This is a genomic window from Pseudomonas sp. 1152_12 (assembly GCF_052850675.1).
In genome coordinates this window covers 249,086-263,941 of sequence record NZ_VXCW01000008.1, presented here as the reverse complement: position 1 = coordinate 263,941, position 14,856 = coordinate 249,086, and the positions used below count along the sequence as shown (strand labels likewise).

The 14,856-nt window shown below is 55.7% G+C and carries 11 protein-coding genes, 1 other RNA gene and 1 pseudogene; 8 read left to right on the top strand and 5 right to left on the bottom strand.

Translation table 11 applies throughout. From position 1 onward, the window contains the following. The first annotated feature begins 138 nt into the window (after positions 1-138). The 5 genes from FW764_RS17355 (at position 139) to FW764_RS17335 (ending at position 7,076) form a co-directional block, all read left to right on the top strand. Entirely contained in the window at positions 139-1,833 is a 1,695-nt protein-coding gene (locus FW764_RS17355) for a lactate permease LctP family transporter (RefSeq protein ID WP_446434931.1), read from the top strand. 70 nt (positions 1,834-1,903) lie between these two features. Further along, positions 1,904-4,714, top strand: coding sequence for an FAD-binding and (Fe-S)-binding domain-containing protein (locus FW764_RS17350; protein WP_446434930.1), 2,811 nt, complete (start codon positions 1,904-1,906; stop codon positions 4,712-4,714). 136 nt (positions 4,715-4,850) lie between these two features. Beyond that, positions 4,851-5,132 (top strand): hypothetical protein, encoded by a 282-nt coding sequence (locus FW764_RS17345; protein WP_446434929.1) that lies wholly within the window; start codon positions 4,851-4,853, stop codon positions 5,130-5,132. A gap of 103 nt (positions 5,133-5,235) precedes the next feature. Next, positions 5,236-5,632: a transfer-messenger RNA gene (gene ssrA, locus FW764_RS17340) on the top strand. Positions 5,633-5,819: 187 nt separating this feature from the next. After that, the gene (locus FW764_RS17335) at positions 5,820-7,076 is read left to right on the top strand and encodes an integrase domain-containing protein (RefSeq protein ID WP_446434928.1); all 1,257 of its coding nucleotides are present in this window, start codon (positions 5,820-5,822) and stop codon (positions 7,074-7,076) included. A 146-nt stretch (positions 7,077-7,222) separates the two neighbouring features. Here FW764_RS17335 and FW764_RS17330 read toward each other — a convergent pair whose 3' ends face one another. The 4 genes from FW764_RS17330 to FW764_RS17315 are packed head-to-tail and all read right to left on the bottom strand — an operon-like array spanning position 7,223 to position 10,199. After that, positions 7,223-7,492 (bottom strand): hypothetical protein, encoded by a 270-nt coding sequence (locus FW764_RS17330; protein ID WP_446434927.1) that lies wholly within the window; start codon positions 7,490-7,492, stop codon positions 7,223-7,225. After that, complete coding sequence (locus FW764_RS17325; protein ID WP_446434926.1) at positions 7,489-8,469, bottom strand: integrase domain-containing protein; 981 nt, start codon at positions 8,467-8,469, stop codon at positions 7,489-7,491. The genes FW764_RS17330 and FW764_RS17325 overlap by 4 nt, the downstream gene beginning before the upstream one ends. After that, complete coding sequence (locus FW764_RS17320; RefSeq protein WP_446434925.1) at positions 8,453-8,806, bottom strand: hypothetical protein; 354 nt, start codon at positions 8,804-8,806, stop codon at positions 8,453-8,455. The genes FW764_RS17325 and FW764_RS17320 overlap by 17 nt, the downstream gene beginning before the upstream one ends. Continuing rightward, positions 8,793-10,199, bottom strand: coding sequence for a YfjI family protein (locus tag FW764_RS17315; protein WP_446434924.1), 1,407 nt, complete (start codon positions 10,197-10,199; stop codon positions 8,793-8,795). The genes FW764_RS17320 and FW764_RS17315 overlap by 14 nt, the downstream gene beginning before the upstream one ends. Before the next feature lie 1,555 nt (positions 10,200-11,754). Between FW764_RS17315 and FW764_RS17310 the strand changes: the two genes are divergently transcribed. The 3 genes from FW764_RS17310 to FW764_RS17300 all read left to right on the top strand — a co-directional run bounded on the left by FW764_RS17310 (position 11,755) and on the right by FW764_RS17300 (position 14,140). Next, the gene (locus FW764_RS17310; RefSeq protein ID WP_446434923.1) at positions 11,755-12,486 is read left to right on the top strand and encodes an NYN domain-containing protein; all 732 of its coding nucleotides are present in this window, start codon (positions 11,755-11,757) and stop codon (positions 12,484-12,486) included. Positions 12,487-12,664: 178 nt separating this feature from the next. Beyond that, positions 12,665-13,243 carry a hypothetical protein gene (locus FW764_RS17305; RefSeq protein ID WP_446434922.1) on the top strand — a complete coding sequence of 193 codons (579 nt, stop codon included), beginning with the start codon at positions 12,665-12,667 and terminating at the stop codon, positions 13,241-13,243. A gap of 51 nt (positions 13,244-13,294) precedes the next feature. After that, positions 13,295-14,140, top strand: a complete 846-nt coding sequence (locus tag FW764_RS17300; protein WP_446434921.1) for a hypothetical protein — start codon at positions 13,295-13,297, stop codon at positions 14,138-14,140. Here the strand turns inward: FW764_RS17300 and FW764_RS17295 are convergent. Beyond that, positions 14,100-14,818 (bottom strand): annotated as a pseudogene (locus FW764_RS17295) (IS5 family transposase); the annotation flags it as partial. The gene FW764_RS17300 and the pseudogene FW764_RS17295 sit on opposite strands and share 41 nt — an antisense overlap. Positions 14,819-14,856 lie beyond the last annotated feature (38 nt).

Here is a 14,856-nt window from a genome sequence, read left to right as displayed (position 1 = left end):
ACGCCCTAAGACCAAAGTTTAGCGAGCGGCAAATTGACACACCCCATCCGAGGCTTTTACTCTAGCCGACAGCGGCTGTAAATTGGTATTACCAATTATCCAAGCCGACTAAACAACAACAATCAGGGGCCACCCCATATGCAAACCTGGCAACAGCTCTACAACCCTCTCGGAAGTCTCGGCCTGTCCGCACTGGCCGCCGTTATTCCGATCGTATTCTTCTTCCTCGCTCTGGCCGTGTTTCGCCTGAAAGGTCACGTCGCCGGGAGTATCACCTTGGGGCTGTCGATCCTGGTGGCGATCTTTGCTTTCCAGATGCCCATGGATATGGCGCTGGCCGCTGCCGGTTATGGCTTTGCCTACGGCCTCTGGCCAATCGCGTGGATCATTGTCGCCGCGGTATTCCTCTACAAACTGACGGTCAAGAGCGGGCAGTTCGAGATCATTCGCAGCTCGGTCCTGTCGATCACCGACGACCAGCGCCTGCAAGTGTTGCTGATCGGCTTCTGCTTCGGCGCCTTCCTGGAAGGTGCCGCCGGTTTCGGTGCACCCGTGGCAATCACCGCCGCATTGCTGGTTGGCCTGGGTTTCAACCCGCTGTACGCCGCTGGCCTGTGCCTGATCGCCAACACCGCGCCCGTCGCCTTCGGCGCACTGGGTATTCCGATCATCGTTGCCGGGCAAGTCACCGGCATTGACGCATTCAAGATCGGCGCGATGACCGGCCGCCAGCTACCACTGTTGTCGCTGTTCGTACCTTTCTGGCTTGTATTCATGATGGACGGCCTGCGCGGTGTTCGCGAAACCTGGCCAGCAGCACTGGTGGCAGGCCTGAGTTTTGCCATCACCCAGTACTTCACCTCCAACTTCATCGGCCCGGAACTGCCGGATATCACCTCGGCCCTTGTCAGCCTGATCGCCCTGACCCTGTTCCTGAAAGTCTGGCAGCCCAAGCGCACCGCTGGCGCACAAATTGCCGGCGCCACCTCCAGCGCAGTAGTTACCGCCAGTGTCGGCGGCTTCGGTCAACCACGCCAAACCGTCGCTTCGCCCTACAGCCTGGGGCGGATTTTCAAAGCCTGGTCTCCGTTCCTGATCCTGACCGTACTGGTTACCATCTGGACCCTCAAACCGTTCAAAGCGATGTTTGCGGCGGGCGGCTCGATGTACAGCTGGGTGTTCAACTTCGCGATACCGCACTTGGACCAGTTGGTGATCAAGGTCGCCCCCATCGTCACCCAACCAACGGCGATTCCGGCCGTGTTCAAGCTGGACCCGATTTCAGCCACCGGCACCGCGATTTTCTTCTCCGCTCTCGTATCGATGCTGGTACTGAAGATCGACGTAAAAACTGGTCTTACCACTTTAAGAGAAACCTTTTACGAGCTGCGCTGGCCGATTCTATCCATCGGCATGGTGCTGGCGTTCGCGTTTGTCACCAACTACTCCGGCATGTCCTCGACCATGGCGCTAGTATTGGCTGGCACGGGTGCAGCCTTCCCGTTCTTCTCGCCTTTCCTAGGCTGGCTGGGGGTGTTTCTGACAGGCTCGGACACATCGTCCAACGCCTTGTTCAGCTCGCTGCAAGCCACTACCGCTCACCAGATCGGCGTCAACGACGTGCTGTTGGTCGCCGCCAATACCAGCGGCGGCGTAACCGGCAAGATGATCTCGCCGCAGTCGATCGCCGTGGCTTGCGCTGCCACTGGCCTGGTGGGCAAGGAGTCCGACTTGTTCCGCTTTACCCTCAAGCACAGCCTGTTTTTTGCCACTATCGTCGGGTTGATCACGCTGGCGCAGGCCTACTGGTTCACCGGTATGCTGGTGCACTGAAACCTGCACGCAATAGGGTAAAAATCGACGCCGGACAACCACGCCGGCGTCAGCTATTTCTGGAGGACCGATGAGCCTGCCTGCTGCTTTTTTCAGCGACGTCGCACAACTGATCCCGAAAGATCGTCGCTTCGACGATCCACTTTCCACCCTCGCCTTCGGCACCGACGCCAGCTTTTACCGACTGATCCCACAGCTGGTGGTTCGCGTGGAGTCGGAAGATGAAGTGATAGCGCTGCTGCAACTGGCCCAGCGTGACCGCGTGCCGGTGACCTTCCGTGCAGCCGGCACCAGCTTGTCTGGCCAAGCCATCAGCGACTCGGTGCTGATCGTGCTGGGTGACAATTGGAATGGCCGTGAGATTCGCGGGCAAGGCACTCAGATCCGCCTGCAGCCCGGCGTGATCGGCGCACAAGCCAATGCGTGGCTCGCACCGTTCGGGCGCAAGATCGGGCCAGACCCGGCGTCGATCAATGCCTGCAAAATCGGCGGCATCGTCGCCAACAATGCCAGCGGCATGTGCTGCGGCACGGCACAAAACACTTATCACACCCTGGCAGGCATTCGTTTGGTACTGGCGGACGGCAGCCGCCTCGATACCGAAGATACCGCCAGCGTCGCGGCATTTCGTGAACAGCACGGCGAGCTGCTTGAACGCCTGGCGACACTGGGACGCGAGACACGGGCAAACGCTGAATTGGCCGCCAAAATTCGCCATAAATACCGCCTGAAAAATACCACCGGCCTATCACTCAATGCCCTGGTGGATTTCGATGAACCGCTGGAAATCCTCAGCCATTTGTTGGTGGGTTCTGAAGGCACCCTAGGCTTTATCAGCGCAGTGACTTACGACACGGTGATTGACCACCCGAACAAGGCGTCAGCACTGATCGTGTTCCCGGATGTCGAGACCTGCTGCAACGCGGTAACGGTGCTGAAAACGCAGCCGGTCTCGGCCGTCGAATTGCTGGACCGGCGCAGCATGCGTTCGGTCCAGGACAAGCCGGGCATGCCAGCTTTCGTACAGCAGTTATCGGAAAATGCCTGCGCGCTATTGATCGAATCCCGCGCCGCCTCACCGTCGTTGCTGCACGAGCAGTTGGCGCTGATCATGGCGGCCCTGGCGCCCTTCCCCGTGGAAAGACAGGTCGATTTCACCGAAGACCCGATCGAGAACGCGCGCCTGTGGGCCATCCGCAAAGACACCTTCCCCGCCGTCGGCGCCGTGCGTAGAACCGGCACCACGGTGATCATCGAAGACGTGACCTTCCCGGTCGAACAACTGGCCATCGGCGTGAACCGCTTGATCGGGTTATTCGACAAACACCACTACGACGAAGCCATCCTCTTCGGACACGCCCTGGAAGGCAATCTGCACTTTGTATTCACTCAAGGCTTCAACAGCAGCGAAGAAATCGCACGCTATCAAGCGTTCATGGACGACGTCGCGCAACTGGTGGCGGTGGAGTTCGGTGGCTCGCTGAAAGCCGAACACGGCACTGGCCGCAATATGGCGCCGTTCGTTGAGCTGGAATGGGGCAGCGATGCCTATCAGTTGATGTGGCAGCTCAAACGCCTGCTCGACCCAAACGGCATTCTCAACCCCGACGTGGTGCTCAGCGAAGATCCGCAAATCCACCTCAAGCACCTCAAGCCATTGCCTGCCGCCGACGAGCTTGTGGATAAGTGCATCGAGTGCGGCTTCTGCGAGCCGGTGTGCCCCTCCAAGGGCCTGACCTTGAGCCCACGCCAGCGCATTGTGATCTGGCGCGACATCCAGGCGAAAAAACGCGCGGGCGTCGACACCACCCAACTGGAAGCGGCTTACCACTATCAAGGCATCGATACCTGCGCCGCAACCGGGCTATGCGCGCAGCGCTGCCCTGTAGGCATCAATACCGGCGACCTGGTGAAAAAGCTGCGCGCACGTGACGCCGACAGTAAGAAAACTGCCGACTGGCTGGCTAGCCATTTCGCCACTGCACTGCAAGGTGCGCGCTTTACCCTACATGTCGCCAACGGCGCGCGCATGCTTCTGGGCGCGCCGCGCCTGGCCAAGCTGTCAGCTACGGTGACCAAGCTGTCCAAAGGGCAAATCCCCCAATGGACCAGCGCCATGCCACAGCCGGAGAAAGCCATCCGCTTCAGTCCAGCAGTGACGGACACGCGACCACGTGTGGTCTACCTGGCGGCCTGCGTCTCACGCGCCATGGGCCCGGCGGCGGGAGATAAAGAGCAAATGTCGCTGTACGACAAAACGCGCGACCTGCTGGAAAAAGCTGGTTACCAAGTTGTCTTCCCCGACAACCAAGACAGCCTATGCTGCGGCCAGCCCTTCGCCTCCAAAGGCTATGCCGAACAGGCCGAACACAAACGCCAGGAATTGATCGGCTCACTGCTCCACGCCAGCCGTGGCGGCCTCGACCCGATCTATTGCGACACCAGCCCGTGTACCCTACGGCTGGTACAAGACCTCGGCGAAACACGCCTGGACCTCTACGACCCGGTACGGTTTATCCGCACCCACCTGATGGACCGCCTCGACTTCACACCGCAGGAAGCGCCCATCGCCGTGCACGTCACCTGCAGCACCCAGCATCTGGGCGAAAGCCAGGCCTTGATTGACCTGGCGAGACGCTGCTCAAAAACCGTGGTGATCCCGGAAGGCATCCATTGCTGCGGCTTCGCCGGCGACAAAGGCTTTACCACGCCAGAACTCAACGCCCACTCGCTACGCTCGCTCAAGGACGCCGTGCAATATTGCAGCGAAGGCATTTCCACCAGCCGCACCTGCGAGATCGGCCTGAGCCAGCATGGAGGCATTGATTATCACGGATTGGTGTACTTAGTGGACCGCGTCACCCAGGCGCGGAGGCATTAATCCGCCAACAAAACCGAACCCCTGCACGCCAGCGTAGTCATCTGCATAGGCCTCGGTGAACGAGGCTCATCAGTGATGTCGCTGGCAGGCCTTGAACGCCAGTAGCGTCGAGCCCTTTTTCGCAAGGAGATACCCTATGAAGCGTTCCGCTCTTGCTGGCTTGTTTATTACCGCTGCGATGATGGCCTCACCGGTTTTTGCAGCTGGAAAAACAGATGACCTTTGCCAGATAAACCTGGACAAAATCAACAACGGCAAAGCCCTGCTGGCCACCGACACCAGTGGCAAAAGCGGCGAAATCGACACCGCAGTCTCCCAGGCTAAGGCTGCCCACGCGGCTGGCGATGACAAGAAGTGCATCGAGATCACCTCCAAAGCCATCCAGGACTTGCAGAACAGCGAGAAAGGCGGCCAGTAGCCCCTGACGCGCTCGCGGCCAACCTTCGGGTTGGCCTTCTGCGAACGTTTGGCGTACACTGCACAGGCTTGTCACTCACTATGAAACAACGAGTTACAAGCACGGGGCCGTTTAGGATTCGACGCCGGTCGCGAAACTTTAGGTGCATGCCGAGTTGGTAACAGAACTCGTAAATCCACTGTTGCAACTTCTTATAGTTGCCAATGACGAAAACTACGGCCAGGAATTCGCTCTCGCTGCGTAAGCAGCCTTAGCCCTGAGCTTCTGGTACCTTCGGGTCCAGCAATCACCAGGGGATGTCTGTAAACCCAAAGTGATTGTCATATAGAACAGAATCGCCGTGCAGTACGTTGTGGACGAAGCGGCTAAAACTTACACAACTCGCCCAAAGCACCCTGCCCTTCGGGTCGCTGAGGGTTAACTTAATAGAAACGGCTACGCATGTAGTACCGACAGCGGAGTACTGGCGGACGGGGGTTCAAATCCCCCCGGCTCCACCATTTCATCATCTAAAGACGTCCACGGACGTCTTTTTTTGTGCCTGAAAGCCAGTAAATACTGGGGTTTCAGGGCCACATGAGGCTTTCCAGGCTTTGTGAGTTCCAGGCAATTTGGTATTCCCAATGGTATTCCCGGCTACCCGGCGCTAATCTTGGGAATACCAAAAGGTGTCATGGAGTACTTCTCATGTGCGCTCAAACCACCCGCCTCTCCGACCGCCAGCTCAAGGCGGTCAAACCGAAAGACAAGGATTACGTCCTCACGGATGGCGACGGGCTCCAACTGCGAGTCAGGGTCAATCGCTCGATGCAGTGGAATTTCAACTACCGGCATCCCGTCACCAAAAATCGAATCAACATGGCACTCGGCTCTTATCCCGAGGTTTCTCTCGCGCAAGCGAGGAAGAAAACCGTTGAGGCCAGAGAGCTGCTTGCACAGGGCATCGATCCAAAAGCTCAGCGTAATGAGCTACAGGAAGCCAAACGAGCGGAAACGGAACACACCTTCGAGAACGTGGCCACCGCCTGGTTCGAGCTGAAGAAGGATTCCGTCACGCCGGCGTATGCCGAAGACATTTGGCGGTCCCTCACACTGCATGTTTTTCCGAGCATGAAATCAACGCCTCTCTCCGAAGTCAGCGCCCCAATGGTCATCAAGCTCCTTCGTCCGATTGAGGCCAAAGGCAGCCTCGAGACAGTTAAGCGAGTGAGCCAGCGCCTTAACGAGATCATGACTTACGGGGTCAATTCCGGAATGATCTTTGCCAACCCTCTCAGCGGCATTCGAGCGGTGTTCAAGAAACCTAAGAAAGAGAACATGGCAGCGCTACCACCAGATGAGCTTCCGGAGCTCATGATGGAAATCGCGAACGCCAGCATTAAGCGGACGACCCGCTGCCTGATCGAATGGCAGCTACACACTATGACCCGCCCTGCCGAAGCGGCGACTACCCGATGGGCAGACATCGACTTCGAAAAACGCATCTGGACCATCCCTCCGGAGCGAATGAAAAAGCGTCGTCCGCACACAATCCCGCTGACCGAACATGCACTCTCGTTATTGGAGACGCTTAAGCCCCATAGCGGCCATAGGGAATATGTGTTCCCGTCAGATAGAAATCCGCGCACCCACGCGAATAGCCAGACAGCCAACATGGCATTGAAACGAATGGGCTTTCAGGACCGCTTAGTCAGCCACGGCATGCGCTCCATGGCCAGCACAATTCTGAATGAGCATGGATGGGATCCGGAGCTAATCGAAGTCGCGCTGGCGCATGTCGATAAAGACGAAGTTCGAAGCGCCTACAACCGGGCGGATTACATCGAACGCCGGCGTCCGATGATGGCCTGGTGGAGTGAACATATCCAGAAGGCAGCCACCGGCAGCCTGTCGGCATCCGCCATCAATCAAAACAGGGACCGTAACGTCGTGCCGATACGCTGAGCAAGCGACAATTCGTGCCGTGCAGCAGGGCGACTGAAGTGGCGACTGTCGCTAAATCAGCCGCATGCCTGCGCTTCTTCGGCCAAGCCCCTAAGTATGGGAAGGCTCCGCATTCCCATACTTAGGGGCTCACGCTTAAAGATCTATCAGACAACCACGATTTGCGCCTTTCTGCGGCGGATCAGACCTGCTGTTAACTGATAGTAATAGATGGTCGCTGGTGCTGAGCTACGCAGGTAGTGCTCTAAAAACCATCTGGTGTGCTTTTCCTTCCAGGACCAAGGGGTCGCACAACTCCAGCGTTCACGAATCGCCTCGTGCATCCTTTCTGCCTGCCTGATATGCCGCTGCCGCGTGGCATGCGCACCTTTGAGCACGGGGCTCAGAAACAACGCCATATCGAACTCGGACTTCATCGACGACCTCCGATGTAGGCACTCACCACGTCGATGCGGTTATGCCCCAACTCGTGGCTGATCTGCTGACGTGCACGCTGATCGAGTGCTCGATCCTCTCGTTGACCACGACCGCCCTTGATGGGCGCGGAGAAGCCGGTCAGTTGTTCATAGCGCTCACAGGCGTAAGCCGCTCGCAGTTCATGAAAGCCTTTCAATCCATGCTCATGCATGATGTCCCGCGCCGGTCGTACGATTGTCTGTAAGAAATTTTTGTAGCTTTCATCAGGTGTTAGCAGATTCCGACTGCCCTTGGGTGAGGCCTCGCTGGCCCTGTCGAGGGCGCCACGAACTTGATCCGTGACCGCAATCCAACGCGGTGCCGATGCGCCTGATCGACCGCCTTTGGTGCCGTCCTGGATATTGATCTTGCCCAGTTGCCGAGCCTCACGTTGCAGCCGGGGCAAGTCCGCCAAGATCGCTTCACGCAGGCGCATGCCGGTCTCCCGAGCGAGGAGCACGATGGCACTCACCCTCAGTTGCTGTCGCTCTGACAGCGCTTGCGCAATCAGCCTGACCTGCACACGGTCTTGGCCTTGTGGCGCCTCACTACGCACGCTTGAGCGCTGCAAGCCAAGCGCCTTACTTGGACTCGGGATTTTGACGTATTGATCACCGCGCAGCGCAGCCATCGTTCGGTTCACGCTGGACAGTCGGTTCTGCGCGGTGGCAATGCCGACGTTGCCCTGATCAACCTGCTCCCGCACGTGGACGGCGTACCGCATTAGGACTTCGCGGTCGATCTGTCGCGCATCATTGAACCTCGGCCCTTCCTCGGATAGACACCAACGCACGAAGGCCTGCCAGCGATCACTATGGGCTTTGACGGTAGCAAAATGGCCGTCGCCAAACAGGTCTTTCAGTGCTTGCGGTCCGGCATAGCTGAGCTGGCGACCGAAGCCGAAATTGCGCCCTGCTCGCTTACCGACCCGAGCCATTTTTCTGTTCCTGATCGGCTGCTGCGAGATCATGCAAAAGGGCTCGCCAGTGCGCACTTACAATCGCGAACTGAGCCCAATCAGTCGGGCGAAAACACAGCGTGTTGTCGGTGACGTAAAGATGCGCGCCCTGCTCTTCCAACCATTGGATAATGGAGGTCGTCGAGGTGATAGTTCGATGGAGGGTTGCGACACCGGCGACAGCGGCGACAACCCTTGCCTTGCCTGCCTTTGAGCGTGGCGACAAAGTGGCGACAGTGCCGGCGACAAATCGCACTTTCGGCTCCTTTTGGCGTTGAGCCAGATGGTTGCGCAGCGCTTCATCAAGATTGAACATGACGCACCTCGAAGGTGTGGCCGTCGGAGATCAACCACTGATGATCAATCAACTCGACCAGCAGCTTTGCGGCATGACGACTGCTCTTGCGGGCAAAGCGGGGACCGTTGCGATTCAGATCTCGAATACTGAAGCGCTTCCAATCCTTGACCTGCAGCCAGCGCAATAGCCGGTCCGCCTCTTCTTTTACCCTGCACACCGGCTCCTGCTCGGTCAGGCGCTGGATCTCGGTGAGGTAGTAGCCAACTAAGGCCGAGGCCCGTTGGATATGGTCGACCTCCACGACACTGCTCTCCTCCACAACGGCCAAAATGCCGGCGACGCGCAACAGGTTGTCGGCGGCCTTCGAACCGCTGGGCCGCACGCTGGCCAGCTCACCAAACTCACCCAGTTGAGCTTCGATGGCATCATGCAAATCAATCCAGCGACGGCGGGCTAACGGACTGAGTGTCAGCGGTGATAGCTGCAGAGCACCATCAGGGGAAAGTGACCAAGGCTGATGAAACAGGGCAGAGAGGCGATGGTGATAGCGCTTCAGGTCGCCGTCTTTCAACAAGTCGACAGCCTGGTAGCTCCGTTGTCCTGCCAGGCTGGAGGGCCAGGTCATCAGACAGCGACCGAGAATGCCCTGCCCCTGCAGCAACGGGTCACTGAGTAACTGCATGGCTAAATAGGGTTGCAGCATCAGATGCAGGCTCAAACGTCGGTCATAGGCTCGTAGGCTTTCACCAACCATGGAGCGCGCGCGATCTATCGGGCTGCCATCCCAAAGTGACGACAAGGTCGTGACCGCTTTCAAACGGTTATCCCGACTCATGGTGCTGCTGCCGAGGAACTGTCCGCCTTCGTCACAGAACAGGCCCATGCTAGGCAAGTCATGACAGAGCCCTTTGATCAGGGCTTCGATAGTCGGGTCTGTGGTGATCAGCCGGGGTGCCGAGGGCTCCGCTTCGAGCGGCAGGCCGTTTGCGGAGTCGGGATCGGCGGGGTTGATACGCTGCGCCTGTCGCTGTGCGGCACGGTACCGGGAAAGTTGTTCGCGGTAGCGCTGCCACTGCTCACGCTCCCATTCTCGTGCAGGCAGCAATGCACATCGATCTGCTGCCGTTTTACGATCCCCAGACGCGGCCACGGTGATCAAGTACAGCGACAGGGGATAATTTCTCCCGTCGAGCTGTAAGCCCGCATGACCTTGGGTCGCCAGCGCCGAGGCAGCCAACACCGATTGCGCGGCAAGCGCCTGGGGCACGCCGATGACCTCGGCCATGCGCTCCGCCGCAGGCCCCAGAATCCCACCCAGTGCCTGCACCGGATAAGGCTGGGCCACGGGATTCGACTCAATCAGCGGTCGAGGCGGTCGCGGTAGTTCAAGCTTCGGATCTAACTGCTGCATGGGCCCTCTCCTCGTACATTGATGGTTGTCCTCACGTAGCCCCGCCACGGCTGTTGAGTGTTATCAGGGATCAAGGCCCCTGCGGCCTGTGAGGTGTTCACTGACGCGGAACGAACGGCTCCTTACGACCGGGAGCAAGGGCATAAACCCATGAATCTGGCCTCCTTAGACGCATCCGAAGATGCGGACGGGTGGAGGCTGTACCGACTGACGAGTTCGGCACCTGGAGATCCTGAGTGGGAGAAAGCAGCGACCTGGACACCTGGGGCATGCCTGACTGTCAGTCAGGTGCAGCCTGTCCATGGGCTGCGGCACCGGTGCCAATGTCGTTGCGGACGGCGACGAATCGGATTTGTCAGGACGATTGTCACGAGGAGAGTTGCGGCAATGCCTTGTACAACGTGGCTTGCAGCAGTGATACGAGCGCCCGTCTCTTTCCAAGAGAAAGAGACGGGCGCGGTTTGGCGCAGCGAAGTGCGTCGAGAGGTGAGGTTGCTGCAACGCAGCGAGGTAGGTCCATCCTCTGCCGTAGTGAGCAGATAAGTCGAGTAGGCATCCATCACCCTTGGGGAGTGAACGTGCGAGCCGCCGGACGCTAATCGCACTTCGGAAGAACCACCACGCTAATGGCGTAGCCTTAAAGGTTCTGGCTACCTGGGCTGGTGCTGTCAACGACAGCGGTCCTTGCGCCAATTTTTATACCCACTCGAAAAAGTGGTCAAGCGTCACGACCAAGGTATACAAAAAGTGGCGACTGTCGCCAGTTTTGTCGCCACGCTCCAAGCCCCGTTCGGCATAGGTTGTCGCCGATGTCGCCGGTGTCGCCACTCCTCCATCTATGGCTCCTGACACTGGAGCCACTTCGCTAGATAGAGATCGCAGGCAATTTACCGACGTGTAAACGACGGCGTGGCGCCAATTGAAATTTAAAATAGGGTGATGGAATGAGGTGGCGTTGAAAAGGGCTAGTGAACCCTCTGATCGGCGCGATCAAAGATCGCTGGATCGGAGGGTTTGGCGGAAAAAGCAAATCTCAAACGTCAAGTACGGCCTCAAGCATCAAAGCTGATTGATTGGGAAGTGGGGGCTTCGCACCGCATGCTCAGCGTCTGCGGCAACCGCAGCAAAAAACCAGCTTCGAACGCATCTTGGGGATCACCTGGGCGATGACGTTTTCGGCTCTGCGCCAGCACCCACCATAGCGGTAGCGATGAGCGATCAAGCCAGGTCTGAGCACAGAGAACGCCGTCCTCAATCATAGGACCGAATTCATTTTGTATTTTCAGCCGCAGTCTACGTAATAGCGTTCGTCGCCTTAAGAAAACAATATTCATGGCTCTAAGTATTTCACTGACACTTGATCGGTCTAAGAGCCGACCTTGTTGAACAGATATCACAGTCATGATCAACATCTCTTTGGTCGTAGAAAATTTTGCATGTCTGGCTACGCCGAATTTTTTACTTGCAGTGGCACAGTGATATCGGTGAGTCTACGGGGGACCCGTTTCTGGGTAAAGCGCGATGACCGCGTTTCAAAACATTCCAAGGAGAGGTTATGGCCACTGCCGATACAATTCGTCTTGCTGTACTGATTGATGCTGATAACGCTTCATCTTCGGTAGTGAAGGAACTCTTGGAAGAAGTGTCGAATTACGGCACCGCCACGATAAAGAGAGCATATGGAGACTGGACCACTCCGAATCTCGGTGGTTGGAAAAATCACTTACATAAACATGCCATTCAGCCAGTCCAGCAGTTTGCATATACGCAAGGCAAAAACGCCACTGACCTCGCTTGTGTTATCGATGCAATGGACCTGCTCTACTCTGGAAATGTGGACGGTTTCTGTATTGTTTCCAGCGACAGCGACTTTACCCGTTTAGCCACAAGACTGCGTGAATCTGGAAAGCTAGTTTATGGCTTGGGAGAGAGGAAGACCCCAGAGGCGTTCATCGCAGCTTGTGACAAATTTATTTTCTTTGAAGTACTTAAAAAGCCTGTAGCTCAGGCTGCTCATGTAGAAATAGCAGATCTTCCTGATCTTCGTGAAATATTAAGCCGAGCGATAGAGGAAAAAGCCCGTGATTATGGGTGGGCTCCACTGTCTGCTGTAGGTACCTATATGACAAAAAACAATGCATCTTTTGATGCGCGCAACTATGGGTTTGCAAGATTGGGTGCATTAGTACGTGCTCAGCCCTATGTTGAAGTTAAAGAAGTTACTGGAGCCGGAGAGATTAGTCATATTCATGTTCGTCTGATAGGTGGAGACTGTTCTACTAATTAAAATTCTGACGAGATGTTTTGGGGGATTTTGTCTGTCAAACATAGAGATGCTGCACCTTGAGGGGCTATTCATTTTTATATCGGAGTTGACTTCTTCAGGTATAGTTTTTCAGTCTCTATTTTTAGGTTTTGGGAAGAAGCAAGTCATGCGCTTGCGATAATACATATTTGGAGCGGATATGAGTGTAGTTTTTTCTTTTGTATGTCCCGACACGTCTCCTGAGGCGTCCCCGGAAGCATTGTGGGCTTTGCAACTTAAGTTAGATGATTGCGCTCAAAAACTCTTTGGCCCTAGAAATCCAAGTAAGAAACTTTATCAGCCGACCTTTGAAGCTGGCGGGCCTAATGTAAGAAATACAGAAAATCAAGATGGGGGTTTTGCAGAGCTGAGCCTGACGGCCGCAAAAAATTGGCCAGCGGCAATACATGAGTTAGCTCATGAAACGATCCATTTACTCGATCCGAGGCCCGGCTATCCGATAGGCGACGGAGCCAGTTGGCTTGAAGAAGGGCTTGCTGTTAATTTTTCGCTTGCTATTTCAAGTGCAGTAGGCAATCAAGGGAAAGTCTCTCTTAAGAAATACCGTCTCGCGAATGGATTGGTGAATAGATTAGGTGGTGATTTATTTAGGAAGGTTAGTGATATAAGAAAGAAATGCGGGCATTTTAGTGATGCTACAGTTTTGGATATTTTGGAAGTCGCACCCAATCTTCCCAAGCATGTTGCTGAAAAGCTATGCATGAGTTTTTATAAGTAGCAAAACTGGCAGACTTGTTGTACATACTAGCTGTTTTCTTTGGTGGAAGTTATGACTTTAGTTGCTGCTTGGGTTCGACATCATAAGGAAGTTCAAGAGCTATACGTGGCAAGTGATTCACGTTTAAGCGGGGGGCGAGCTTGGGATATAGGTACAAAAGTTTTGGATTTAGGGCGTGGGGACGCAGTTATAGCCTTCGCGGGGACTACTGCTAATGCGTATCCTCTAATGTTGCAGCTACAAACAGCTGTGAATATGCATCCCAAAACGCGCTCTAGAGCTTATGATTTGACTTCATTGAAGGGATATGTGCTCAGGATTTTCAATGCGATGTGGAAAGGGATCACTTGTCTTCCCGTTGGCCAGAGCATTCCGGATCCGGCTGAAGTTAGTTTTATTTTGGCGGGGTACTCATGGAAGCTTAAATCTTTTAAAATTTGGGCGCTGCATTTTGATAACGAGACTAATGAGTTTTCCTTTCGTGAGGCTTCTAAGCATATAAAGAAAGGAGGAGGCAACAAATATTTTGCTTTTATTGGTGATGATTGCTCTCAAGCCAATGAGCGGGTTTATGATTTATTAAAGGAGACGAATAGAGTAAAAGAGACTGGCATGATAATGGAGCCTTTTTCTGTGCTGATTGAATTTATTCGTGATAATAAAAGACCATACATTGGTGGCTGCCCTCAATTATTCAAAGTTTACTCTCACTTGAATACCCTCCCTTACAATGTTTATTGGCCCTGTAAAGCCTCAGGCACCATAGCTTTTGGGGGGCGGGCTTTGTTAGCGTATGAGCGAAATGAGTTTTTGGCTATTGACCCTGACACTTTTGTGGTGGCTTCTCCGGAATGGCCAGACGTCTCCTTCCAAAGCCCAACCTCAGACTTATGTTAGGGTAATCCGGGCTTGGGTTGCGCTTCATCGAGCGTAGCGCAATGACGGGTTACATTCGAAATTGGTCGCAGTATCGGCGTAGCGCCTCGGCATCGTAGCCCTTGTCGGCAAACCATCTGCAGCGTTTACGCGGGCGTCCGCGTTGGCTCGATAGAATGCTGACCTGGTCTAAGAGGCGACTGGGTGTAGCTGATGTCACTGGCTTGATCGCCAGATAAGAGGAAACGCAACGGTGGCCCGTTGGCGTCGCAGAGGATGTGGATTTTAGTGGTCAGGCCACCGCGACTGCGGCCTAGAGCGTATTCGGAAGGATCGTTAGGCACCCTTTGTTCCCTGCGCCAGATGAAGCTCGGGTTGCGCGTACAGCGGTTGAGTCGAGCATCCAGGTCTGCAAATCGATCAGGCCTTGTTCATTCAGTCTCAGGTACAAGAAGCGTTTGAGCATCTGGTCGAAGGCCCCCTGGTTTCGCCAACCTCGAAACCGTGGTACACCGTTGACCACGGGCCGAAGCGTTCCGGCAATCTCGCCACGCAGCAAGCACCCGAGCGGAGCACCCGGAGCATGCCATCGAGCATCAGGCGGTCGCTCAGGCGGGGTCGACCCCGGCCATGGGTTTCGGTGAAGAGATCGACAACCACAGTCCAGATCTCATCCGAGAGTTCGTAACGCTTTGCCATCACAGAATTCCTTTCCGTAGATGGCCGCAGATTCTAGG